Source organism: Psychrobacillus sp. FSL H8-0487, from assembly GCF_038008385.1.
Taxonomy (GTDB): Bacteria; Bacillota; Bacilli; order Bacillales_A; family Planococcaceae; genus Psychrobacillus; species Psychrobacillus psychrotolerans.
In genome coordinates, this window is sequence record NZ_JBBOZA010000001.1 from 246,427 (window position 1) to 273,023 (window position 26,597).

The 26,597-nt window shown below is 35.8% G+C and carries 22 protein-coding genes; 16 read left to right on the forward strand and 6 right to left on the reverse strand.

Features of this window, described 5'->3' with window-relative positions:
* The first annotated feature begins 123 nt into the window (after positions 1-123).
* From MHI47_RS01265 to MHI47_RS01275, 3 genes are all read left to right on the forward strand, one after another.
* On the forward strand, positions 124-3,276 hold the full coding sequence (locus MHI47_RS01265; protein WP_340829086.1) for a DEAD/DEAH box helicase: 3,153 nt from the start codon (positions 124-126) through the stop codon (positions 3,274-3,276).
* Positions 3,277-3,851: 575 nt separating this feature from the next.
* Entirely contained in the window at positions 3,852-5,036 is a 1,185-nt protein-coding gene (locus tag MHI47_RS01270; RefSeq protein WP_093536410.1) for a ParM/StbA family protein, read from the forward strand.
* A 9-nt stretch (positions 5,037-5,045) separates the two neighbouring features.
* A complete protein-coding gene (locus MHI47_RS01275) occupies positions 5,046-5,663 on the forward strand; it encodes a hypothetical protein (RefSeq protein ID WP_340761201.1) in 618 nt (205 codons plus the stop codon).
* Positions 5,664-5,744: 81 nt separating this feature from the next.
* Here the strand turns inward: MHI47_RS01275 and MHI47_RS01280 are convergent, their stop codons facing one another.
* Both MHI47_RS01280 and MHI47_RS01285 read right to left on the reverse strand, forming a co-directional pair.
* Entirely contained in the window at positions 5,745-6,605 is an 861-nt protein-coding gene (locus MHI47_RS01280; RefSeq protein ID WP_340829088.1) for a YsnF/AvaK domain-containing protein, read from the reverse strand.
* 324 nt (positions 6,606-6,929) lie between these two features.
* Positions 6,930-7,478 carry a GbsR/MarR family transcriptional regulator gene (locus MHI47_RS01285; protein WP_093536404.1) on the reverse strand — a complete coding sequence of 183 codons (549 nt, stop codon included), beginning with the start codon at positions 7,476-7,478 and terminating at the stop codon, positions 6,930-6,932.
* Between the two features lie 213 nt (positions 7,479-7,691).
* Here MHI47_RS01285 and MHI47_RS01290 point away from each other — a divergent pair, with 213 nt between their 5' ends.
* The 10 genes from MHI47_RS01290 to MHI47_RS01335 all read left to right on the forward strand — a co-directional run bounded on the left by MHI47_RS01290 (position 7,692) and on the right by MHI47_RS01335 (position 18,492).
* The gene (locus MHI47_RS01290; protein WP_340829091.1) at positions 7,692-8,945 is read left to right on the forward strand and encodes a quaternary amine ABC transporter ATP-binding protein; all 1,254 of its coding nucleotides are present in this window, start codon (positions 7,692-7,694) and stop codon (positions 8,943-8,945) included.
* 1 nt (position 8,946) lies between these two features.
* Positions 8,947-9,804 carry an ABC transporter permease gene (locus MHI47_RS01295; protein ID WP_340829094.1) on the forward strand — a complete coding sequence of 286 codons (858 nt, stop codon included), beginning with the start codon at positions 8,947-8,949 and terminating at the stop codon, positions 9,802-9,804.
* On the forward strand, positions 9,801-10,703 hold the full coding sequence (locus tag MHI47_RS01300) for a glycine betaine ABC transporter substrate-binding protein (RefSeq protein WP_340829097.1): 903 nt from the start codon (positions 9,801-9,803) through the stop codon (positions 10,701-10,703). The genes MHI47_RS01295 and MHI47_RS01300 overlap by 4 nt, the downstream gene beginning before the upstream one ends.
* Before the next feature lie 357 nt (positions 10,704-11,060).
* Complete coding sequence (locus MHI47_RS01305; protein WP_340829099.1) at positions 11,061-13,109, forward strand: BglG family transcription antiterminator; 2,049 nt, start codon at positions 11,061-11,063, stop codon at positions 13,107-13,109.
* A gap of 55 nt (positions 13,110-13,164) precedes the next feature.
* Positions 13,165-13,440 carry a PTS sugar transporter subunit IIB gene (locus tag MHI47_RS01310; RefSeq protein WP_340761213.1) on the forward strand — a complete coding sequence of 92 codons (276 nt, stop codon included), beginning with the start codon at positions 13,165-13,167 and terminating at the stop codon, positions 13,438-13,440.
* A gap of 1 nt (position 13,441) precedes the next feature.
* Entirely contained in the window at positions 13,442-14,704 is a 1,263-nt protein-coding gene (locus MHI47_RS01315) for a PTS ascorbate transporter subunit IIC (RefSeq protein WP_340761214.1), read from the forward strand.
* 322 nt (positions 14,705-15,026) lie between these two features.
* A complete protein-coding gene (locus MHI47_RS01320; RefSeq protein WP_340761215.1) occupies positions 15,027-15,809 on the forward strand; it encodes a transporter substrate-binding domain-containing protein in 783 nt (260 codons plus the stop codon).
* Between the two features lie 39 nt (positions 15,810-15,848).
* Complete coding sequence (locus MHI47_RS01325) at positions 15,849-17,003, forward strand: saccharopine dehydrogenase family protein (RefSeq protein ID WP_340761216.1); 1,155 nt, start codon at positions 15,849-15,851, stop codon at positions 17,001-17,003.
* 42 nt (positions 17,004-17,045) lie between these two features.
* Positions 17,046-17,702 (forward strand): amino acid ABC transporter permease, encoded by a 657-nt coding sequence (locus MHI47_RS01330; protein WP_093536386.1) that lies wholly within the window; start codon positions 17,046-17,048, stop codon positions 17,700-17,702.
* Positions 17,703-17,742: 40 nt separating this feature from the next.
* Positions 17,743-18,492: an amino acid ABC transporter ATP-binding protein gene (locus tag MHI47_RS01335; RefSeq protein ID WP_340761217.1), complete on the forward strand. Its 750-nt coding sequence runs from the start codon at positions 17,743-17,745 to the stop codon at positions 18,490-18,492.
* Between the two features lie 62 nt (positions 18,493-18,554).
* On the opposite strand, the gene MHI47_RS01340 is transcribed toward MHI47_RS01335, so the two are convergent.
* Positions 18,555-19,355 (reverse strand): hypothetical protein, encoded by an 801-nt coding sequence (locus tag MHI47_RS01340; protein WP_340829101.1) that lies wholly within the window; start codon positions 19,353-19,355, stop codon positions 18,555-18,557.
* A 177-nt stretch (positions 19,356-19,532) separates the two neighbouring features.
* A complete protein-coding gene (locus MHI47_RS01345) occupies positions 19,533-20,768 on the reverse strand; it encodes a mechanosensitive ion channel family protein (protein ID WP_340829103.1) in 1,236 nt (411 codons plus the stop codon).
* Between the two features lie 574 nt (positions 20,769-21,342).
* Here MHI47_RS01345 and MHI47_RS01350 point away from each other — a divergent pair.
* Complete coding sequence (locus MHI47_RS01350; protein WP_340761220.1) at positions 21,343-21,672, forward strand: hypothetical protein; 330 nt, start codon at positions 21,343-21,345, stop codon at positions 21,670-21,672.
* A gap of 150 nt (positions 21,673-21,822) precedes the next feature.
* On the opposite strand, the gene MHI47_RS01355 is transcribed toward MHI47_RS01350, so the two are convergent.
* Positions 21,823-23,112 (reverse strand): sensor histidine kinase, encoded by a 1,290-nt coding sequence (locus tag MHI47_RS01355; protein ID WP_093536346.1) that lies wholly within the window; start codon positions 23,110-23,112, stop codon positions 21,823-21,825.
* Positions 23,113-23,171: 59 nt separating this feature from the next.
* Positions 23,172-24,194, reverse strand: coding sequence for a HAMP domain-containing sensor histidine kinase (locus MHI47_RS01360; RefSeq protein WP_340829105.1), 1,023 nt, complete (start codon positions 24,192-24,194; stop codon positions 23,172-23,174).
* Positions 24,195-24,655: 461 nt separating this feature from the next.
* Here MHI47_RS01360 and MHI47_RS01365 point away from each other — a divergent pair, with 461 nt between their 5' ends.
* A complete protein-coding gene (locus MHI47_RS01365) occupies positions 24,656-25,366 on the forward strand; it encodes a class I SAM-dependent methyltransferase (protein WP_340829107.1) in 711 nt (236 codons plus the stop codon).
* A gap of 197 nt (positions 25,367-25,563) precedes the next feature.
* A complete protein-coding gene (locus MHI47_RS01370) occupies positions 25,564-26,541 on the forward strand; it encodes an alpha/beta fold hydrolase (RefSeq protein WP_340829109.1) in 978 nt (325 codons plus the stop codon).
* Positions 26,542-26,597: the final 56 nt, after the last annotated feature.

Consider the following 26,597-nt stretch of genomic DNA (forward strand, 5'->3'; position numbering starts at 1 on the left):
TTTTATAGCACTTTACTAGTCGATTTTCAGAGTAGGCAGGAGGGATATGTTAATATAAAGTAAAAAGCCAACAACTATCCGATCAACAGAAATAATTTAGGGAAGATCGAGAAAGGATACACAATGAATTTTTCGATGAATGAAGCAAAGATAAAGCAATTATGTGGGGTTACCGCTTTTAAAAAGGGTAAATCTTATTATCAAGCTGGAAAAGTACATGTGCATTCTTTTCAACCAGATGATTCTATCATAAAAGCGACTGTACATGCAGTCGATGATGTGGAAGTTATGGTAGTAGCAGATGTTGAGGGGAAGGTTGGAGGTACTTGTACTTGTCCGCCTATAGGATTTGTTAAAACATATTGTCAGCATATTGCAGCAGTGCTCTTTGTAGTAGAGGAAAAGGAAACAGAAGAGCGTCTGGCATCAAGAATGCTTAATTTGTTTGAAAACAGATCTGTGCACCCTACAGCAAAACAGCTACATTTTGATAAAAGACAAACATTACATATTGAATTTATATGTCATCTATTACCACTAGTTGATGGCTGGGATAACGGAATTGGCATTCAGGTAAAGGTGGGTACAAATAGTTTATATAGTATTTCTAACATGAAAGATTTTCTTCGTAATTTGGAGAGACAAGAGCCATTTGAATATGCCTCAGAACAATACTATGCTCCCGAGATATATAGCTTTCCAAAAGAATCAGATGCCGTGCTTCAGCTGTTATTAAAAGGGCAGCATGAGCAATCCCTCCAAGCAGATACCTTACTCATCTCAGCATCCGACTGGGATCAGTTAGTCCCGTTGTTAACAGAAGCGCCATTAGTTCGATTCGTTCACGGGGAAAGAAAATATAGTGGGGTGAAGTTTGGAAGAGATCTTCCACTCCGTTTTGCCTTTGATGAAACGAAGAGGACCAATTACCAACTGAATGTGGAGGGACTTGATCAAATTGTTGTGTTGAAAGGCTATGGATATGCATTCTCACAGGGAATTTTGTATAAGCTTCTTCCAGAAGAATGTATAAGACTTGCCGAACTAAAAGAGATGCTTGATCAGTCTGGAAAACATGAATTAGTCATATCAGAGAGCCAAATCGATTATTTTATGGAGAAAACCATACCAGGGCTTATGAAGCTGGGGTATGTACATATTGCAGAATCTATTTCTAAAAGAATGGGAGAAACTCCACTCCGGGTAAAGCTGTTTTTAGACCGAGTCAAGCATCGAATACTTGCAGGACTTGAATTTCATTATGGACACCTGGTTATAAATCCTTGTGAGGAGATAGAGTCAGATGTTATGCATTATCCGGGTATTAGACGGCAGTTGGATAAAGAACAAAAGATTATAGATGTGTTATTGGAAAGTGGATTTTCTCAAACCTCGGGGGGATTCTACTTGTTTGATGAAGAGGCAGAGTATCACTTTTTATATCATGTGCTATCTGGTATGGAAAAGTGGGTCCAAATATATGCCTCGACAGCAGTTAAATTGCGTGTACAAAGAGGATATATTGGTCCGAGGATTAAAGTAGAAGTAAAAGAGCGAACAGATTGGTTAGAGTTTAAATTCGATTTAAAAAATATTTCAGAGAAGGAAATTCAGCGATTGATGACCTCCATCGAAGAAAAACGGAAATTTTACCGTATTCCAGGAGGTAACTTAGTTTCACTTGAAACCCCTGAATATCAAGCTTTATCAAGCTTTATTATTGATATGGGAATCACGACGGATTCATTTGACGATGAAATCCATATACCGTTAATAAAAGGGATGCAAATGATTGATGCTTTAGATCAAAGTGATCTATTAGAACCTGGTGAGAAATTTGCAAAGCTCATGAAAAACTTACATGACCCTGAAAACTCAGAATTGGATGGCGCTATACCTCTAGAAACGATACTTAGAGACTATCAAAAAGTAGGTTTTCGTTGGTTTCAGCTGCTGGCAAAATACAAATTTGGTGGTATACTCGCCGATGATATGGGACTTGGAAAAACCCTTCAAAGTATTGCCTTTATTGAATCCGTTCTTCCAGATATTCGTGCGAGAAATTTACCGGTGTTAATCGTGTGCCCTGCATCACTATTATACAATTGGAGGAACGAGCTAAAAAAATTTACTCCACATATCCAGGTGCAGGTGATAGATGGTAATAAGACAAAAAGAAGTGATTTGTGGAGACACACTTTACATACTGATGTAATAATTACTTCTTATCCAACGCTACGATCGGATACAGATCTGTACCGGGTACGATTTTTTCATACATTGTTCTTAGATGAGGCACAAGCCTTCAAAAATCCAGTAACCAAAACAGCGAAAGCAGTAAAAATGATCAAAGCAGATTTCCGATTTGCCCTAACAGGAACACCAATCGAGAATACATTAGACGAGCTCTGGTCTATATTCCATGTTGTATTTCCCGAACTATTACCTGGAAGAAGAGCCTTTAGTGAATTAAGTCGTGAAAATATTGCAAAACGGGTCCGACCATTTATTTTGCGTCGGATGAAACAAGATGTATTGAAGGAATTACCAAAGAAAACAGAAACAATGCTCTACTCTGAATTACAAGTCGAACAAAAGACATTATATGCCGCTTATTTGGCTGAACTTAAACAGGATGCACTGAAGCATTTAAAAAAAGGGGATCTTCAAAGGAATCGCATTAGAATATTAGCGGGTTTAACAAGACTTCGACAGCTTTGTTGTCATCCAGCTCTATTTGTAGATGGTTACAAGGGAAGTTCAGCTAAATTTGAACAATTGATGGAGCTTCTAGAAGAGTGCAGAATATCGGGGAGAAGAGTGCTCATTTTTTCGCAGTTTACACAGATGCTAGGAATTATTAGAGGGAGACTTATACGAGAGGGGACTCCTTACTTCTATTTAGATGGACAAACCCCATCTGAAGAACGGGTAGAATTATGTGATCGCTTTAACAACGGAGAAGGGAATCTATTTCTCATTTCGTTAAAAGCAGGAGGCACTGGGTTAAATTTAACTGGAGCTGATACAGTTATTCTATATGACCTTTGGTGGAATCCAGCAGTGGAGCAGCAGGCCGCTGATCGAGCTCATCGAATGGGTCAAGAAAACGAAGTTCATGTCATACGTTTAATAGCTAAGGGTACGATAGAGGAAAAAATTACTCAGTTACAACATAAAAAACAAGGCCTCATTGATGAGGTCATTCACTCAGGAGAGGATACTTTGTCTGCAATGACAGAACAGGATATTAAAGAGATTTTAATGATTGAATAGGGAGTTTTTAAAGAATAGTCCAAGTGAAGCATAAAAGCTTTGCTTGGTTTTTTTATTTGGTTTTATTCAGAATATGGTGCTCTATATAATCGTTTTTAGTACCTTATTTTTGATTCCTAATAGGAAAGTTAGTTAAATAGATTAAACGCCTTAAATGGGCGATAAGTGCTTAATTAACGGAATTGGATAATTTAAATTCTAAATAGTGAACTACAAAAACTACAAATAGGCTAAAAGTTATTCTATTTTTTATTACTTTATTGTAGTAAAAGTACCAAAGAAAGTATTAAAAAATCCTCCCCAAATTGAATTTTAGTGATGTATTCATGAATGTATACAAGTATACAAAAAGAAAACAAAGTGTATACATAATAGTAAACATGTACACAAAGAGGTGTACATGTTGATTTAACAACATGTGTGCAATTGTGTATACAAGTGTACGTAATGAGTAGAGTTGTATACACAAAGAGGTTAAATGTTTACAATTTGAATACATCTTTTGTTGGATTGACCGTGTTTACTCTATAAGATAACCTTAAATTGGTAGAACATATAGATGAAGGGATGATTTGATGAATACTTCAAGAATTTGTGCAATCGATGTAGGAAATGACTCAGTTAAAGCTTTATTTGGTAAGTTAGATTATGAACTCAATATTCCTAACGTAATAGCCGTATCCACAGAAGACAGACCTGTTATAGGAATAGAGGAATTGAATGATAAGGATCCAATTGAAGGAATTCATATTAGAGTTCACTCCCCTGCCCTAAATGATAATAATATAATTTACAGAGTGGGTAGTTTAGCAACAAAAAGTGATAATGCAACTGAATTAGACCCTGGTAGCAACAAATCAGAAGAAGATCAAACATTAGTAATGTTATTTGCTACTTTAGCTTTAGATGCAGTGAGAGAAGAAAACTCAGAACTATTCAAAAAGAATAATAATATAATAGATGCTAACTACACATTGGGTACAGGTTTACCTTTACGTGAAGTAAAAGAAGGTAAGGATGTAGGTTATCGTTCACAACTTTTAGGATCTGTTCACCAAGTGGAATTTTTAGTGACTCCTAAATATCAAGGATTAAAAGTGAATATTAAGTTTGAAGAAGTTAAAATCTATCCTGAAGGATTTGCTGCATATATAAACTTAATAATGGATAATGATCTAAACATTATTAATAGAGATTTGGTAGACAAAAGTATCCTGATTCAAGATATTGGTGGACTATCAACGGATGTAGCAGTTATTAAAAATCGTAATGTAGATGATGATAAAGCGCAGGGGTTCAATTTAGGTGTTTCTGAAGCTCTAGAGTCTATTCGAGAAGAGATTAGATTAAAACATGGTGTAGAACTGGATAGCCGTAGAGATGTGGTAGATATTATCACTAGAAAAAATGATCGAAATCATATTATGGTGAATGGTAGCCGTACAAGCGTTCATGATATTACTGACCGAATTCTGCTAGACTTGGCGAAAAAAGAATATCGTCACTTACGTAATGTTTGGCAAAAAAACTCGCAAACAGAGATATGCTACTTTGTTGGTGGTGGAGCAATTGTATTAAAAGAGTATATCAAAACACTAAACAACAATCTAAATGGATATAACATCGAATTCTTTGAAGATGAAAAAGAGAGCATTTGGATGATGGCAAATGCCTATCATAAATTAATCTCTGATTTTGTGAGAAAGAATAAGAAAGATATAAAAAGTAATGAAGTAGTGAAACAAAAAGTAGAAAAATAAGGTGATTTCATGGAAAAAGCGAGGAACTCTGGTATTCAAAGGGGACAAGCAATTACTTTTCGTCTGCCTTCTGACACTCCTGATCACATTTTAAAGCAAATGCAAAAGTTAAAAGAGACTGAGAGAAGAAACTTTTCAAGTAAAATAGCAGAGTTTGTTTTGGAGGGAGTAAGTACCTCCTTATCTAAGGATAGAGAAACTATAACTATCCCGATGCCTAAGCAGTTAAGTAAGGAACAGCGTAACTGGCTCAAGCATGCACATTCCGAAGCTATGCTAGGAAATATTGTCTATCATTTGTTGTCTGATCCAGTTCGTGCAATGTCTATTCTTGCTTCCCTTAACAGTAATGCCTTAGATATTGACCAAGCCTTATACTTACAAGCTGAGCTTACTGAAGAAGTAGAAGATGAATTAGATATTAGTACTAATACTAGCATTTTGACGGAACGAGAGAATAATCCCCCAGAATTACCCGATGATGAAATCGAAGATGATTTAATGAACTTTGACTGGGAGCAAGCAAAACAAGAGCATGCCATAACTGAAGAAGATTCAGAGGAAAGTACCGAGATGGAAAGCTTGGATGATTTGCTTGGTGACTTTCTTTCCAGGATGAATAAATAATAGTTGAAGTATAAATAGGTAAACTAATACCCCCAACCATTAATATTGGTTGGGGGTATTAGTTCTAGTGGAATTTTGTGGTTATAATCTATTACGTTTATTCAAAGGATCATTGTCCATACGGTTTTCTTCCAATGGATCATTATCTAGAGCCTTAGCTTCGATATCATCTGTACGATGGATATCTGCTTCTTCGCGACGAACTGTCTCGTTTACAAACTCGGTGTCCGTTACTTTTCTCTTGCCTACAACAATTTCTTCACTTACGACAGGACGTTTGGTTACTTCTACTCTCTCTTCCATAACTGGAATATGAATTTTTTCACCATCATCTACAATTTGTCCAGTGGCGTTTTCATCAACCACTGCACGTCTTTCAATATAAACTTCTTCGTGCTCTACTGGAACTTCAACTCTTTCTTGCGTTTCTACAACGTGTTTCTCAACGTTTACTTCACCAGCTAGTTGTTGTTCCTTATCAATGGACAGTCTTTCCTCATGAAGGCGCATCCGTTCTTCTTGTGTATGACCATCAATGAAGTTGTCTGTTGTAGAGAAATTTGTACCTGTTTGCGTAGTGCCTAGATCTTTATCGTTCTCATCATAAATAGTTCCGTACTCTTTATCTACATAGAGAAGGATGCTACCGCTTTTAACTTCATTATAATACCGATCGGACTCTTCATCAGTGAAACCCATATTTAGAAACGCTGCTCGAACTGGTTCATCTCCACTCATAAAAGCCATAAACTTATCTAGCCAGTTACCTTCTACTGTAGATAAATCTACATCCGTCTGACCGCGAACAATAGAGAGCGACTCTTTATCGTTAGACACTACATATATATCTTCTTCCACATAGCCTTCAAGTTTCAACTCGTTAATCTTATCGATTACTTCCTGTTCTGTTCTAAAAGATCCAATATATTTTTTGTTTGCCATTATTAATCTCCTCCTAAAAAATTAGATATTAATATCGTGCATGTTTAATAAAATACCCAGCATGTTTTAAATTAAACAAAAGCAACTTCATTTTTGGATAGGATAAAGTTCAAAACAAAAAATTAAAAAAACTGCCAGTTGCTTATAAAATAAGGGTTTAAAGCACTTGAAACAATTCTTATAAGATAATATTATTCCAGTAATTGGATTTTTTGAAGCGAGCTAAGGGTAAAATAATTGGAGATGTCTTGGTTAGAGTTACAAAAACCCCAAATAATTGGCACTATGAAAAGTGCTGATTATTTGGGGTTTATCTTGAAATCTCTAATTTTTAGAGTCTCTCTCGAACTTAGGAACCAAATCGAAAATTCGTTGGTCCTCAAATGCATCTATGAGGCGTTCAAGCCAGTTGTAGTAATCTTTCATATACTTAAGCTTACTAATATCTATTTCAACCACTTCACGCAATTCATCACTAAGTGTTGGATTTTGCAATAACTCCTCATACTCTGCTAGTGACTTTTTAATAGCTGCTGAATGAAGTGTAACCGATCTCTGCCATTTAATAGAAAATAAATCGATGAAGCTTTGATGCCAATCATCGGTTACTTTATATAAATCTTTTCGAACTCCTTTTTTCCATGCACGCTCAACTAATTTTAGTTCAGACAGTGCCCGGACAGAAGTACTCATACTTGTTTTACTCATGCCTAATTTTTCTGTCATATCATCTAATGTTAAAGGTTCATTTTGAAAAAACATTGTGCCGAATTGTCTACCTGCAGAAGGCACCAAGCCGTATAAATGTATATTTTGGGCAATTGCTTCTATAATTCTTTCCCGTGCTTTATCTATTTTTTCATGGTCCTCCATATACGTTCCCTCCACTGAAATTAGCTTCATTCAAATCATCTGCTAACTAAATTTAAATGTATTATATCCTTACCCAAAAAGCAATTTTTTTAAATATTTTTCGTACAGTTTTAACTGTACAAACAATTAATATAGTTAATACTGTTGAAATTATACGAAAAAACCACTATAATGAATTGGGTTCGGATTTTTCGGACGGTAAGGAGTGAAGATATGACTGAGGAATACATAAATAAAAAAATAGTGGTAAAAGACGCTACTAAGATATTTGGTAAAAGTAGTGGCCGTGCTATACAGATGCTGAAAGATGGCAAAACAAAAAGTGAAATATTAAAAGCCACTGGGGCAACTGTGGGGGTAAAACAAGTATCCTTTGATGTAAATGAAGGTGAAATTTTCGTCATAATGGGTCTATCCGGAAGTGGTAAATCAACATTAGTTAGACTACTTAATAGATTAATAGATCCAACGATGGGGCAAATATTACTGGACGGTAAAGATATTGTACAGATGAATAAAGAGCAGCTTCGTAATGTAAGACGGAAGAAAATTGGTATGGTTTTCCAAAACTTTGCGCTCTTCCCACATAAAACAATTGTTGAAAATACAGAATATGGTCTAGAAATCCAAGGGATATCTAAAAAAGAACGGAACGAAAAAGCAACAGAGTCATTAAGACTTGTTGGTTTGGCGGGATATGAAGACCAATACCCGAAACAACTAAGTGGGGGTATGCAACAGCGTGTCGGACTTGCTAGAGCACTGGCAAATAACCCCGACATCTTGCTTATGGATGAAGCGTTTAGTGCATTAGATCCACTGATACGAAAAGATATGCAAAATGAGTTGCTTCAGCTTCATCACGATATGCAAAAAACAATTATTTTCATTACACATGATTTAGATGAAGCACTTCGTATTGGTGATCGTATAGCACTGATGAAAGACGGAGAAATTGTTCAGATTGGATCACCTGAAGAAATTTTGATGAGTCCATCCAATGAATATGTCGAAAGGTTTGTAGAAGACGTCGATTTGTCTAAAGTACTAACTGCTGGTCACATCATGAAAAAAGCCGACACAGTAAAAGTTGATCGTGGTCCGCGTGTAGCACTTCGACTGATGAAACAACTGGGTATTTCTTCTATATATGTAGTGGATAATGCGAATCGCTTACTAGGAGCTGTAACTGCGCAAGATACTCTAGAAGCTATTGAATCGGAGAAGTCTTTGAATGATGTCCTTATTTCTGACCTTCCGATGATTTCACCTGATACAGTGCTTACGGAACTATTTGATGTAGTGTCAACCGCGAGCATTCCTGTTGCTGTTATCAATGAGGAACAAAAGCTGCAAGGGATTATCATTCGTGGTGCCCTTATAGGTGCATTATCTGGGGATAATGATTTTATAAACAAAGATGGAACAGTGGATTCCAAAGAGCAAACTATTACGGAGGTGAAGTAAGATGGATAAATTATTACCTCGTTTACCTTTTGCTGATTGGATTGATACTGGTGTTGACTGGTTAGTAGATACATTCGGGACTGGTCTGGACGGATTTGCCGATGTATTAGAAGGGGTAGTAGAAGGTTCAGTAGATATATTGGATTTAGTTCCTTCTATATTACTAGCTTTTATCTTTGCTTTGATAGCTGGAATTATATCTACAAGAAAGATTGCCTTCTTTTCATTGATTGGACTCTTATTCATTGATTACTTAGGATATTGGTTCCCTATGCTTCAAATGTTAACGCTAGTACTTACTTCCGTTATTTTTGCATTAGTAATTGGTATTCCTGTCGGGATTCTTGGTTCACAAAAAGCAGGTGTGCGAAAGGTAGTAAATCCAATGTTAGATTTAATGCAAACAATGCCTGCATTCGTATATTTAATACCAGCGATTTTCTTTTTCAACATTGGAGTAGTACCGGGAGTTGTAGCATCGGTAATTTTCGCAATGCCTCCTACAATACGTTTAACGATGTTAGGCATTCAGCAAGTTCCAAAGGATTTAATAGAGGCAACAGAAGCATTTGGTTCAACAACATGGCAGCGTTTATTTAAAATCCAAATTCCTCTAGCGAAACCTACAATTATGGCAGGGGTAAACCAAAGTATTATGTTAGCACTATCGATGGTAGTAATCGCATCAATGGTAGGTGCGCCAGGCTTAGGGGAAGAGGTATATCGCTCTGTTACGCAATTGAAAACAGGAGTTGGTGTAGAAACGGGATTATCCATTGTAATCGTAGCGATTATTTTAGATAGAGTCACGCAATACGCGGGAAATAGAAAGAAAAAATTAGGGGGACATTCATTATGACATTAGCAAAAAAAATAACAGGTATTGGCGCAATTGCATTACTTTCACTTGGATTAGCAGCATGTGGTGATGCAGATGAGAAAAATGATTCAACATCTACAGACTCCGCAGTAGGAGAGTCCCTTAACTACAAAATTACGGGTATCGATCCTGGAGCTGGAATTATGGAAGCAACAGAACGAGCTATTACAGACTATGAACTAGATGAGTGGGACCTTGTAAGTGGTTCAAGTGCTGCAATGACAGCCTCTCTAAAAAAAGCATATGATGCGGAAGAGCCAATTGTGGTAACTGGTTGGACTCCTCACTGGAAATTTGCTGAATATGATTTAAAATACCTTGAAGATCCAAAAGGTTCATATGGTGGAGAAGAAGAAATTCACACAATTGGTCGTACTGGATTACAAGAAGATATGCCAGAAGCTCACCAAGTCCTTTCTAATTTCAACTGGACGGAGGATGAAATGGGTGAAGTAATGATTGCTATCAAAGACGGTGAAAAACCTGAAGTAGCTGCACAAACATGGATTGATACAAATCCTGAGAAAGTTGCAGAATGGACAGAAGGCATTGAAAAAGTGGATGGTGACAAGATTAAACTTGCATATGTTGCATGGGATAGTGAAATTGCCAGCACGAACGTTATGAGCATCGTATTAACAAGTTTGGGCTATGACGTAACAATGCTTCAAGTGGAAGCTGGTCCAATGTGGACTGCTGTTGCAGACGGTAGTGCAGATGCATCGCTTGCAGGTTGGCTACCATTAACACATGCTACGTATGCTGAGAAATTCGATGGCAAATTCGAAGATCTTGGTACAAGCATGACAGGTGTGAAAATTGGATTAGTTGTACCAGCATATATGGACATCACATCTATTGAAGACTTAAAAAAATAACTAGAAACGAAAAAAATCTCCTCAGAGTAGATATTCTGAGGAGATTTTTCTTTTTATTTCTATCTTCAAAAGAATAATGATTATACGCTTAGGAATTTACCTTTAGTGAATCTTTATGTTCTCTATATGATAAGGCAATAGTAGTGGGCAAAATATTTAGGATTAAATATATATATCTTTTTTAACATTGGGGTTTTGTCTTTTTTTTAACCTTCAGTCCGCATTTATGATAATGAGTTTAATTGAGCTAAAATGTACATACCAATGAGGTAAGGAATTGAAAGTAACTTTTGTGACCAAATGTCATCTGAAGTGAAAGCGATTTCCGTTATAATTTATATTAAGGGGGAGCTAGGGATGTTGGAAAAACGAAGTCTGAATACTTTTTATCAATTGATGAAATTGCAACCGACGCAACTAACCTCTTTTATGGACAAGATAAACCTAACTGAACATCAGTTTCAATATGATGTAGAAAAAGTTAATAGCTTCTTATATAAAGTAGGGGTAACGCCCATTAACATTTCGGGTGACCGAATCATAATAGGGCAAGAAGTAATCGATTACTGGAAGGAAAATGGAGCAGGATTTGTAGCAAATCAATTTTCTTTTGAGCAGGAAGAGCGTGTAATCATATTCTTGTTATATACCTTTATCCGACATGAACCTCTCTCCAATTTTCACTTTCAACACTTGTTTGGCGTTAGTAAAAATACCGTCAGTTCAGATGTGAAGCGAGTTAATAATTTTTGTGCCGATTTCCGTGTAGAAGTGCGCTATTCGCGTGTACATGGATACCATTTAAAAGGGACAGAAGAAGATAAGCGAAACTTAATGCTCAAAGCAATTTCTACATTGAAGATTAAATCATATGCTCATGAAAAGTTCACATTTATATTTCAGCAGCAACAATTACAGAATCAGTACGATAACTACCAGCAAGTTTTGAAGGATTTTGAACAGCAGTATTCATTTGCATTCACGGAAGATAGATTGGATGAATTTATCTACTTACTTCAAATGGTTCATATTCGTCAACAACAACATAAACGGGTGCAAATCTATCCAGATACAGTGAGTTTTTTGGAAAATCAACAAGCTTTTCTAGTATCTACATTGATACAGCAGCGCTTGGGATATACAACTAATCGGGAAGAAGTTGCCTTTTTGACAATTCAACTTCTTGGCATATGCCAAGGGGAAGTTAGCCCTGTTAGAACGGATGCACTATTTGCGATTACAGAACAAATTATTGTTAATTTTGAACGTTATGCATGTATCCAATTATTAGATAGAAACAAAGCAATGGAAACATTGTATTTACATTTTAAGCCTGCCTACTACCGGATGCTCTTTAAAATACCAATTACAAATGTATTACTTAATGATATTAAGGAAGAGCATCGAGACTTGTTTATCGTCGTAAAAGAAGTACTCAAGCCAATTGAGGAAATGTTAAACATTAAGGTACCAGAAGATGAGGTAGGATTTCTAACCCTTCATTTTGGTGGATTGCTTAAAATGGATAGTGACAGCTCGCTAAAGTTGTTTAGAGCTTTAATCGTTTGTCCAAATGGTATTAGTTCAAGTTTAATGTTGGAAAATCAATTAAAGTCACTTTTTCCACAGTTTAAATGGACTTCATCGTTTTCATCCTATGATTTTCAACATCTTGCAGATACGGAGTATGATCTTGTATTTTCAACTGTTGTACTTGAAACAAAAAAGCCATTATTTATCATTAGACCAATTATGAGTGAAATGGAAAAGAAGGAACTAATACAAACAGTAGAAGGGCTCACGCTCCAACAGTCATACCATAATCCAACCTCAGATGAATTAATAAAGATTATTCGTCAGTACGCGGATATTAAACAACCTGAGCTGCTAAAAAGCGCATTACAACAGGCTTTGTTTAAAAATGATTACTTGAATATAGGGAGGAAACAACCAGTGTTAAAGGATTTATTAATCGAAGAGAATATCCAATTTATAGATGAAATAAGCGATTGGAAAGATGCAATCAAGGCCGTAGCGGAACCACTGTTATTAAATGATTCCATTACAAATCAGTATGTAGATGTCATGATTGAGAACGTAGTGACAATGGGACCGTATATTATTATCGGTGAACAAGTGGCGATACCGCATGCACGCCCAGAATTCGGTGTGAAGAAATTAGGCATGAGCTTGTTGAAATTATCAGAACCTACTTACTTGTTAGGGGAAGAGGAAAACAAAGTAGAAATATTCATTTGTTTAGCTGCTATTGATAACCAAACGCATTTAAAAGCATTAGCTCAATTAACTACCTTGTTGAGTGATCCCGAAAAATTAGAACTTTTAAAGAAGGCTGAGAAAAAAGAAGATATTCAAAACTTAGTCGTAGAGTTTTCTGAACTATAAGCTTACAAAAATGAAAAATACAATCGAAACTAACTATTAATAGGAGGAAGTAAAAATGAAAATTTTAGCAGTATGTGGAAACGGTTTAGGTACGAGTTTTATATTGTCGATGAATGTAAATAAGGCACTAAAAGTATTGAATATAGACGGTGAATGCAAGAATATGGATTTGGCTAGTGCAAAGACAGAAGTAGCTGATTACTATATTGGTACTCCTGAAATTATGGAGCAATTGCAAGATGGCAACAAAAAAACGATTAGTATTGTCAATATGGTCAGTGCAGATGAAATTCAGAAAGCGTTAACTACTCATATCGTGGGGGAAAAATAGTATGTTTGATTTTATCATGAAGGATATTCTAGGTACTCCAGCTATATTGGTAGGGTTGTTCGCTTTATTTGGCTTACTTTTGCAGAAGAAAGCCATTACCGATGTTGTTTCCGGTACATTAAAAACGATTATGGGCTTCATTATTCTTAATGCAGGTGCGACAGTATTAACGGGTTCTCTTACTATCTTCGGAGAAATGTTCGAAAAAGCATTTAATATTGAAGGCGTAATTCCAAACAATGAAGCAATTGTGGCGTTATCACAAAATGCTTTTGGTACGGAGACCGCTATGATTATGTTAATAGGTATGATAGTGAATATCGTCTTAGCACGATACACAAAGTTCAAATATATCTTTTTAACAGGACATCACACTATGTTCATGGCTTGTTTACTTGCTGCTGTGCTTTCCACATCAGGGATGGGGAGTGTTCCTCTTGTAATTCTTGGGTCTCTAATTTTAGGTGGATTGATGGTTCTACTACCTGCAATGCTACAACCTACGGTAAGAGAGATTACAGGTTCAGATGATATTGCTGTAGGACATTTTGGTTCTTTCGGTTATTTCGTTGCTGCTAAAGTTGCTAAACTGACAGGAGACAAAACGAAGTCAACAGAAGAGGTTAAAGTGCCAAAATCACTTGGTTTCTTACGTGATTCATCCGTAGCATTAGCGTTAACAATGACTATTATGTTCCTTGTAGTTTCATTATTTGTTGGGCCGACTTACATAGAGGAAAACCTTAGTGATGGTACAAACTTCTTAGTATTCTCATTACTTCAGGCCATTACTTTTGCTGCTGGGGTGTTCATCATCTTAGCTGGTGTTCGTATGTTGATCGCTGAAATTGTTCCCGCATTTAAAGGGATTGCAGACAAAATTGTTCCAAATGCAAAACCTGCACTAGATGTACCAATCGTGTTCCCATTTGCACCTAATGCAGTTATTATTGGGTTCTTATCAAGTTTCGTAGCTGGATTACTAAGTATGTTTTTACTTCCACTCGCTGGATTGGCAGTAATCGTACCAGGACTTGTTCCTCACTTTTTCTGTGGAGCAGCCGCTGGAGTATTCGGTAATGCAGTAGGTGGACGTAGAGGTGCTATAATTGGTGCTTTTGTACAAGGGATCTTAATCAGTTTCCTACCAGCAATGTTATTACCAGTCCTTGGTTCGCTAGGATTTGAAGGCACAACGTTTGGTGATTCTGATTTCGGTGTAGTAGGTATTATCATTGGTTATATTATTAATCTATTTAGTTAGTAATAGACTAATAAATTTACACATATAAAAGTAAAACAGTCATGGACGACAGGAGTCTATGGCTGTTTATCTGTATTGGGAGTCAACCACATTCGAGTAAGACTCTAAACTATTTTTCTAAATACAATTCAAACACATAAAATCCCGTAGGAATGAGTAATACTTGTTCCTACGGGATTTTGTTTTTTGAGCGATGTTGATTTATTAGATTATCTGATTATAAAAGCCAGTCCTAAAGAATACATTGTTTGAAAGGGAGTTGGTTTTCCAAAATGAATTTGGACGATTTCACAATGTTTTACATTATAAAGGGGGACAAGCATTGAAAAAGAAACTAATTTTGAGCATCATTACTTTAATAGTCCTGAGTATTGTTGTGGGGTGTGGGTTTGGGGGAGGAAAGGTACTAGATCGAATGGAAAAAGACGAAGTGCTGAATGTGGCATTTGAGGGTACGTATCCACCATTTAACTATTTAGATGACAATGGCGAACTAACAGGTTTTGATGTAGACATTTCAAATGAAATTGCGAAAAGATTAGGCGTGAAAGCTAACTTTGTAACTTCAAAATGGGAAGGCTTAATAGGTGGTTTAAAGGCAGATAAGTTCGATATTATCATTGGGCAGATGACTGTAACAGAGGAAAGGAAAAAAAGTGTAGATTTTACTGATCCATATGTTATAACAGGCTCGGTGTTAATCACCCGTGAAGAAACAAACGATATTAGTAAACTAGAAGATATTAAAGGCAAAAAAGTTGGTGTAGGTGGGGGAACTACGTTTGAAGAAATTGCAAATAGTGTAGAAGGTGCAGACGTCAAGCTATATAAAGCGTTTAGCGATTATTTAGAGGATCTTAAAAATGAAAGATTAGATGTCATTATTAATGACCAACTGCTAGTGAGCTATAACATCAAAGAAAATAATCTGCCGATCAAAGTTGCGAGCGATATTCTCAAAGTGGACGAAGTTGGAATGGCAGTCAATAAAGGTAATGAAGATTTTGTTGAGAAGGTGAATGAGGCTCTAAGTGAGATGAAAGAGGATGGGACGTATAAGGAAATATATAAAAAGTGGTTTGGTTCAGATCCTGTTGAACAATAAATAACAAAAGTACAAACATGATAAGGAGGAAAGAAAACCTTGCATATCGTAGTTTTAGGAACAGGGATGATCGGGACAACGGTCGTAAGTGAACTTGCCAATTTTACTGATATAGATTTAATTACTGCTGTTGATGTTAGGCAAGAGAGTATAGACAAATGTTTAGAAATCTCAAATAGTCATAAAGTTGTGGGAAAAGTTGCTTCATTAGAAACAAAAGAAGACATAGCTGAAGTGTTAAAGTATGCAGATGTGGCAGTTGCATGTCTTCCTCATTCTTTGAGTCTTGTAGCTATAAAAGCAGCAATAGAATCGAAATGTCATTTAGTAGATTTAGTAGGATCTAAGTTCAATGAAAAAATAGAATTACATGAGGCAGCAATGGATGCAGGGGTAATTATCGTACCAGGCTGTGGAGTAGCTCCTGGAATTACGAATTTTTTGGCAGCTCAAGGAATTGAGATGCTAGAGGAAGCAGAGGAAGCGGTTATGATTTGTGGGGGGATTCCCAGACATCCAGTTCCCCCATTATGGTATCAGGTTGTTTTTCGATTAGAGAGTGTCCTTGGCCTTTATACAAAACCGGCTATTGCAGTGGAAAACGGACAACTTGTAGAACTATCTCCTTTATCAGGATTAGAAAAGATGACATTCCCTCAACCCGTAGGTGACTGTGAAGCTGTTATTACGGATGCGCATAGCACTGCTTATATTCTAAAGGATAAAGTGAAAAACCTATATGAAAAAACAGTTAGATACCCTGGGCACTGGGACAAGATGAATGTATTAGGAGAACTAGGATTTCTTGATAATATTCCTATTACAGTAGCAGGAGTTACAATCACGCCACGGGCATTTGCAGAGCGAATCTTGGCACCTAAAATGCTAGGTGCCTCTCATGAAGATGTGACAGTGCTCCGAGTGGAAGTTAGTGGAGTTAAGGATGGAAAGCCAACTAAATTTACATGGGAAATGGTCGACTTATACGATCATGAACGAGAGATTACCTCTATGGCTAAAACTACGGCAATCCCTGCAGCGATCATGGCGAAATGGATTGCTTGTAAAAAAATCATAGAGACAGGTGTTGTACCAATAGAGAGCTTAATCGTTAGAGAAAGGTTCCAACCATTTATGGAGGAGCTAAACAATCTTGGAATTCAAATAGACTTTAAAGAAGATATTTTACTCTAAGTGATTATCAACCTTGTAATTCGTCGGAAAGGAGGTTGATGTATGGATGTTACGATAATTATTGATTCATTGCCATCTTTGCTTAAGGCAACTTTAATGACTATTTTACTGGCAGCGATATCCATCATAATAGCGCTCGTTCTTGGATTTTTTGCTGCAATTGTAAGAATCCTAAAAGTAAGAATATTAAACGGAATTGCCACAGCATATGTTTCGATTATTCGTGGAACTCCTCTACTTGTTCAAATTTTTGTCATTTACTATGGGTTGCCGCAGATTGGTATTTCGCTAGACCCAATATCTTCAGGAGTAGTGGCATTAAGCTTAAATGCTGGTGCTTACCTTTCAGAGTCCTTTAGGGCAGCAATTCTTGCTGTGGACAATGGTCAAATGGAAGCATCATTATCAATGGGAATGACGTATTCGCAAGCATTAAGGAGAATTATTCTTCCCCAAAGCCTTCGAATAGCTATTCCTACCTTATCTAACACATTTATTGTGCTTATCAAGGATACCTCTCTAGTCTCCGTTATAACGGTAACTGAACTACTGCAAATGTCGAGTTTAATCATCGCAAAAACATTTGAACCACTCACAATCTATTTGCTAGCTGCGGCTATTTATTGGATATTAATAACTTTCTTCACAACCATTTTAGATAAACTAGAAGTTCGTACATCAAAATACTTGGTTCGCTAAGTACGTGCAGCATTTTAAATACGAATGATAGGAGATGTTCATGAGTATCATTCAAGTTAATAATTTAAGAAAAAGCTTCGGAACGAATGAGGTACTAAAAGGAATAGATTTAACAATTGCTAAAAGTGAAGTGGTTGTAATTATGGGACCGAGCGGTTCAGGGAAATCAACCCTATTACGCTGTCTAAATTTCTTAGAAGAGCCAACGGAGGGTATTATTCGTATTGGTGAATTCCAAGTAGTTACAGGTGGCAAAGCAAATAGTAAACGAAAAAAAGAAATAAGAGAACTAAGGAAGAGAACCGGGTTTGTATTTCAATCGTTCAATCTATTTCCCCATAAAACGGCCATTGAAAATGTGATGGAAGGGCCAATCATAATACATGGAACCAAAGTAGAAGAAGCTAGAATATTAGCGAAGGCACTTCTTACAAAAGTCGGTCTTGGAGATAGATGTGATTACTACCCAGCTCAATTGTCAGGTGGACAGCAGCAAAGGGTAGCAATTGCAAGGTCATTAGCCTTAAATCCTATGGTAATGCTCTATGATGAGCCTACTTCTGCACTAGATCCTGAGCTTGTAAAAGAAGTTCTACAGGTAATTAAAGATTTAGCACGAGAAGGAATGACAATGATTATCGTGACACATGAAATGAGCTTTGCAAAAGACGTCGCAGATCGCGTTATTTTTATGGATAAAGGAGTAATAGTGGAACAAGGAACATCAGAAGAAATCTTCCTGAAACCAAAAGAGGAAAGAACGAGACAGTTCTTATCGATAGTTAAGTAAAAGGAGTACCAGGTTCTATAACAGTTCTGAATTTGAATAGAGCCTGCTACCCTTTTACTCCTTTACTCTTTTTCTTCAATATGAGTTGCAATCTCCAAAGCAATTATTGGATCCTTTACTTCGTCTATCATATAAACTGTACTTTCCTTTTGCCAAATAATGCGATTATCTGATTGATACACGTCAATATGAGCAAATCCGTTCGGTTTCGGAATAGGTAATGTATGAGTTTCTAAAAACTCAGTGGCTTCTTTTGCAAGTTTTTCTCCTTTTTCACCTTCTGAAGTATGTGTGTGTGCAGCGATTGCCCAACGGCCTTCATTCCAACTTGTCCACATGGAGCCAGCGCCAGCATCCTGATAGCCGGTAATGCCAAACCCAAGATCAATTGGTTGTCCTCCAAACTCACTAAAGTTTTCAAATCCTACTTGTTCATTTGCTTCCTGTATGCTCTCATATTTTTGTGCTTTAAGACGAGCAATAATTTGATCATTATCTGCTAACATTTCATGATTAACAGCAATGGGCTCATCGCTTTCATAAAAAATAACTTCATAATTGTTTGTATCTGATTTCGTCGTTGCGGTTAAATATTTTCCTTCTTCTAATGGTAGTTCACTTGGCAGCATTTTAGATTGATCAGTTTTCAAGTCAGTTTTTACTGCATCTAATACTTCTTTTTGTGTCATAGTTTGTTCAGTTTGATTGGTTTCATCTTTCTGTGGAAGGTTTTTGTCCGACTGTACTTCCGAAATCTTTTCTTTGCTATTATTCGTCATTTTATTTACATCATCGCTAGTGGAACAGGCACTAAGTAAAATTACGGTAAGGGCAGTGGTGGAAATTGGTGTTATAAATTTCATTTGAATCTTCCTTTCTCTGCTTCCTTTTTTCTCTTCATTAAAAAGTAAACTCCATTGGTAGTCAAGAATATAACGTTTACTGGGAATCTGAGTGCTTTTACCAAACCTCAGGAAAACAAAAAAGGTATAGAAACGTAAAAGTTTCCATACCTTTTTCAATTGATAAACTTAATTAACTCATACATCAACAATTTTTTTAAAATCATTCCCGGTTGGGTTCTGGAATAATTGTATTCCAAATTCCGCGGCTACGGCAAAAAGGTGATCGAATATATCTGCTTGAACCGTTTCATAGACAGCCCACTGTGTGTCGTTAGTAAATGCATATATTTCTAGCGGTAATCCGTTCTCGGTTGGAGCTAACTGCCTAACCATTAAGGTCATATCCTGATTGATTCCAGGATGATGTCGAAGATAGTTGCTAATATATGCTCTAAACACACCAATATTTGTAAGAGCTCTTCCATTCACTCGATTACTGTGATTAATTTTATTTCTTGTATTGTACTCAGCAATTTCACTTTCCCTAAGGGTCACGTAGTCTGAAAGATAGTGGATATTTTTAAAGTTATTAATCATTTCTTCCGTACAAAATGAAATACTGTTCTTATCAATAAATAACGAACGCTTAATCCGTCGTCCTCCAGAGGTTTGCATCCCTCGCCAATTTATAAAAGAATCGGATATTAGGGCATAGCTTGGAATCATCGTAATCGTTTTATCAAAGTTTTGGACCTTTACAGTATTTAAGGAGATATCAATAATGTCTCCATCTGCCCCGTATTTCGGCATTTCAATCCAGTCACCAACCTGGACCATATCATTAGTGGACAACTGAATTCCAGCAACGAGACCTAATAATGAATCTCTAAAAACCAACATGAATACGGCGGATAGAGCACCAATACCACTCAGAAGAAGAAGTGGGCTCTTTCCAATCAGGTTAGCTATCACCATAATAATCCCAAGCGTTATGATAATAATTTTAACAACTTGAATATACCCTTTAATAGGCTTGGTCCTTGATACTTCATAGGTTTGATAAATATCATTCATTGCATTTAAAGCACTATTGATAATTACTAACCCCATAATTATTAAATATGCTATGGAAACTTTTTGGATCAAATATTGAAAGGATTCAGGGAACGCGAAAGCAAAGAAATAAATAATAATCGCTGGAACAATATGCGATAGCTTATGAAAAACCTTCCTTTCCAAAAGCATATCATCCCATCGGAATTTTGTGTTTTGTACGATTTTAGTGATGACCCTGATTACTACTTTTTTACTGATAAAATTAGCGATTATACAGACAAGCAGTATAAAAAGCACCATAATAATTAGTGAAAGATAACCGGCCAAAGTCATATCCATATTAAATTCTAAAAGCTGGTTATAAATGTAATCCATCTATTTCACCTCATTGTATATATTATTGTTGGTATTAAGTTTGCTACTCATTTTTGTCATAAGTGTAATGAGGTAATAACCATTGTATCAGAAAAAATTGGACTTCACTTTCTTCGAGGCTTCGCGAATAAAATGAGCATTCGAGAAGTGACTATAAGATGAACTTTTTGAGGAAGAAATAAAAATTATCAAATTTTTGTGTGGTTACCTCTATTACACGGAGATTTTCAATTATGATTTACCTTTCTAATTATTTATAATCCTCTGTCGAAAATTTATTAAATGCGAAGTTGCATGATGGATCATTCGAATTGAAATTGGTATAGGGAAATAGTACATATATGCTGTCAAAAGAAGCAACGACATGGAATGCTATATGGAGTTCAGATGAATAAGGTAGATTTAAATGCGATGAAATTGAAGGGGACGGTACTATAGCTAATGATTTGTGAAGATGGCAGTTATAAATGATTAAGTGCTGCTAAATTCTGAAGTATTCTCTATACGTTTTACAAATGATATAATTGCTGTCATTAGTAAAGAGTAACAGCTATTCACGCATGGAGGATTTCAAATGATTGAAGTAATAACGGTAGTAAATATGTTGGTAGAAGTGAAAAATACGAAAGATTATGAAAAAAAAGTAGAAAAGATTTTGCAGTCCAAGACTCGGTCGATTCAACATATAGAGACGATTAATATGTCGAAACCAAATGAAAAACTGATCGTAAGCGCTTTGGTGAAGTATAGAGTTCTCATAGAAGAAAGAATGGAGAACAAGTTTTTAGATGATTATGTGGGTCTCGTTCTACCGATGTTTTATAATCGTTTTAAAGCGATGCCTGTAAGCAATCAAATTTATAAAATTTCAAGGATCAAAAAAGAAAATAGTTATCGGCGTTAATATTTGTTTGCAAATCGGATTAATCCTTGTAAAAAGAAGTAACAGAAAAGCAAATAATCTAAATGAGATAAAATAGTTAAGACCCAATAAAAATAGACCTGTGATTGAAAATGAGACAAGTCTATTTTTAGTATAATTTCTTAGCACTTATCAACTCATAACAAGTTCTTTCTCAGTTTTCTTTGTTTCTAACGAATTAGATAATAAGGAAGGAAATGTAATTTTAAATGTCGTTCCTTTTCCAATTTCACTTTCTACATGAATTGTACCATTCATAGCACGTACGATACTATACACTACCATAATACCGAGACCTGTTCCCTTGCTTCCTTTGGTTGAATAATAAGGTTCACCTAGACGGGTCATTTGTTCAAGTGTCATACCTGAACCAGTATCTTTAATGAGAATGCTTACAGTTGTTGTACGCTCCGTTTCAACCGTTAATATTCCTCCCTCAGGCATTGATTCTATTGCATTTTTCATGATATTTACAAAGCATTGATGAAATTTTTGTTTGTCTCCTTCAATCCCCTCTCCCGGTGAAAAAATAGAAACTATTTTAACCGAATTTCGCTTTGCCAATGGTTGTAGCAATTGAACTACTTGTTCTAGCTCTTCCTGAAGAAGTAGGGGTTCCATCGATTTAATTTCAGGATTAGAGAAATTCAAATAATCTTGAATAACTCTTTCAGCAGATTTCAGTTCGTTTTTAATAATGGAGATGTAGTGGGTATGGTTCTCTTTTGAAATAGCATTACTTTGCAAAAGTTGAACAAAACCAATTGCTGCTGTCAATGGGTTACGAATTTCATGACTAATAGCTGCACCCATTCGTTCAACAGCCTCTATCCTTTTGGATTTTATAGTGCGTTGGCGCAATTGAATAGTCATAATAATTTCTTCAATAATATAAGAAATAATTACGGCTCCAATTGGTTGGATGACTAAGTAAGCAAACAAAACTTCAGCACTACTGTGAGGTAAGTGCCAAATTCCCATCGTAAAAGTTTGGGCAAAACTGAACAGAAAAGTTACGCATCCAGTAAAAAGAATTCGCTGCATGGGAGAGCGTTTTAAAAACCAGGAGGCAATTCGCCAAAAAAGAATGGCTAGTCCTCCATAATAAAGGACAGTCATCCAAAATCCAAAATCAATTCCCAAAAGACCTCTTACGAATACAATGAATGTAGCCAAAAAAGGTCCTATGCCCATATACAAACCACCGATAATGAACGGAACTTTCCGTAAATCAAAAACAACCTCAATACCTTCAATTTCATAAGTAAAAATAAAACAGATTACTAAACTAATTATTAAATAGATGTTGCAAATAGCTTGATAAGACCAATACCTTCTCAGCTTCTCTCCACATAAAAAACCTGAAAGTAGTAATACGATTAACAAGGATAAGTTGAAAAAGAAGTATACTGTTAACTCCAAGGTATTATTCCTCCAATACTATTTATTCCTAAAAGGATTCATCTATATCTTCACTTCATCTAAGTTTTGTTTAGCTTAAAATGAAATTGAAAAGTGGTGCCTTTGCCAATCTCACTTTGAACTTCAATTCTCGCTCTCATAGCACGTAATATACTGTAAGCAACCATCATGCTGAGACCAGTTCCCTGGGGTCCCTTCGTAGAATAATGTGGTTCTCCTATACGTTGAATTTGTTCTTTACTCAATCCTGTTCCTGTATCTTGTATAGAAATAATTATCTTGTTCTGAGTAGCCACCGTTTTGATCAATAATGCACCGCCATAAGACATAGATTCAATCGAATTTCTCATAATATTTATAAAACATTGGTGGAATTTCGACTTGTCTCCTTGGATTGTTCCATAGGTAGTAAAGTCAGTTGAAACCTTCACTGAATGATAATTAGCAAGAGGGTGTAGTAATTTTAAAATATGCGTTAGTTCTTCTTGAATATCCAGTTCCTCTACTGATTCAACAACTGGTTTAGAAAAGGTTAAGTAATCTTGTATGATACCTTCTGCAGAATCTAACTCATTTTTTATAATGGAGAGATATTTTGTTCTTCTATTATTATCAAGATAAACTTGATCGAGGAGATCGATAAATCCAATTGCTGTAGTTAATGGGTTTCGTATTTCGTGAGATATTGCAGCACCCATTTGTTCGACTGCAGCCAACTTTTCCTCGATTATTAACTGTTGTTGCAACTGCTGATTTTTTTCTCTTATTTCAATGAGAGAAGAAAGCAGGGCAACTCCAAGTGGTGGGACTACTACATAAGCAATGATTATGTCTAGCAATTGGTCAGCAGATACTGTGTTTAATGCTATGGTGAGTAGGATACCTACACTTAATAGTAAAGTAATACCGGTGGAAAACAGTATTCGTGTAGTAGAAGTGAGTTTTAAAAACCAAGGAGAAATACGCCATATAAAGAAACTAAACACGCTATAAAATGCAATTGCTATAAAGAATCCAAGGTCTATTCCATGGAATGCACGAAAGAAAATAACCAAAAATCCTAGTATAGGACTGAGCCTCAAATAAAGACCACCCAATAAAAAAGGAATTATCCTCAAGTCTAGAACATACTCACTTTGTATGGGATAAGAAAATAAAGAACAAAGTATTAATGAAAGAACAAAGTATAATACGCCTGTTCGTTTGTGTATATGGATACTACCGACTCTCTTACTTAATAGAAAGAAAGCAAAAAATAGAATCGTTAATAAGGTCAGGTTAAATAAAAAATGTATTGTTATAACTCCCAATATATACCTCTTCTAATAATTTTTATAAATTAATAGTAACTAAAGAATGCAGAATATACAATATCCTTAAAAGAATATTCAGACGATTTATAGGGGTTTTTGATAAAGTATCCCTAACACTGTGTTTTTCTTCTTAATGCAGGGGCTAAATATTGTGGTTGTGTTACAAGGAGGTATTCGAAACTATTTGTTGAATACAGGAGGATATATAATACTAACCTTTGAGGTGGGACATGAATAACAGGGTGATAGAAACTTATAACCAACTTGCCAATGATTACGAGCATAATGTGGATAAAGGAAGTCTATTTAATACAGAATATGAACGACCAGCAATGATGAAGTTATTGCCAACTGATTTAAAAAACAAGCAGATTTTGGACGCTGGTTGTGCAGCAGGTTGGTATACAGAGCAATTAGTGAATTTTGGTGCTGAAGTTACAGCGACTGATATTAGTCCAAAAATGGTAGAGGCTACTAAAAGAAGAGTCGGAGAAAACGCAAAGGTATTATGTTTGGATTTAGGAGAAAAACTACCTTTTGAAGATGAAACATTCGATGTGATTATAAGCTCTTTAGTTCTACATTATATAAAGGATTGGAGCAAAACTTTTAGCGAATTCCAAAGAATATTGAAACCTAATGGGAAATTACTTTATTCCATACACCACCCATTTATGGATATAAAATTGTCCGTGAATGGTGACTATTTTTCCAAAGAGCTTATTATCGATCAATGGAAGAGAGAAGGAAAGCTGATAGAGGTTCCGTTTTATCGTCGTCCACTAAATGAAATAGTAAATGTAACGGCAGCATATTTTACATTGGAAAAGTTAATCGAACCACAACCTACAAAAGCTTTTGAAGAGAAAAAACCAGAGAAGTATAAAAATCTTAAGAAAAATGCTCACTTTATGATTGTAAAAGCTCGGAAAGAAAATTAGGTAAAAAGAGACAATTAGGAAAATAGACAAAGCTCTACGTTCTTAATTTTATAAAGTGTAAGCGAGGGGAAATCCCTCGTTTTTTTATGTAAAAAGCGTTATTGAAACTAAAAAAGTTATTTATCGTAATATAAAGATAGAAAGATTTTGACATTCCATTATCGAGTACAACTTTATATAAGAAAGCAGTGGAGAAAGTGAAAAAAAAGAGGTTTAAATTTCGGATAATAATTAGAAACTTAATTTTAGGATTAGCTGCACTATTCCTTGTCTGGATTGCTTTCCATCAGGTTATGGTCGCATATGAACAAAAGAAGTATCCAGCATTAGGTGAATTAGTTGAAGTGGATGGAAAAAATATGCATGTGTATACAAAAGGAGAGGGTCCAAATACAATTATTTTGTTGAGTGGTTTAGGTACGACAGCGCCAGTGTTGGATTTTGAACCTTTAATTAACGAGATGTCAAAAAGTAATAAAGTTGTTGTGGTAGAGCCTTTTGGTTATGGCTGGAGCGACCTAACGGATGAGGATCGAACAGTAGAGAATTTAGTTGAGGAATTACGAACAGCTTTAATAAAATCGAATATCGAAGGGCCATATATATTGATGCCCCATTCTATTTCTGGAATTTATAGTATGTATTATGCGAGTAAATATCCAGAGGAAATTAAAGCTATTATAGGAATCGATCCCACATTACCTAATGCCTTAGAGTATTTTGATGAATCTGTTCCTACAATGCCAAAATATATGAGTTACATAGCCCCTACGGGAATTGCAAGATTGGCATTATATTTAAGTTCAGAAGAGTTCCTCCCTTTGGCAGACGAAGGTATTTATTCAGAAAAAAATTTAAAAATGACCAAAATCCTTTCTGCGCAGAGGGGGTATAACAAAAATATAGTAAATGAAGCAAATGAAATAAATAATAACATTGGAAAAACACGTAATTTGTCGTTTCCTCCAGATATGCCTGTGATGATTTTCACGACAAACGAAAAAGAAGAGAATGAGGAAGGCAAATCGAATATAACCTTTTATCAGTCAGAAATAGGAAATTCGCCATTACAAAAACTTGTTCCTTTAGAAGGGCATCATTATCTGCACTGGACTCAATATCAGCAAATGAGTGAATATGTTAATGAATTTACCGAAGCGTTTGGAAATGATTGAATAAATGCATAGTACCTGTCTTTAAAATACAGAAGGTACATTATTCTATCCAGTCT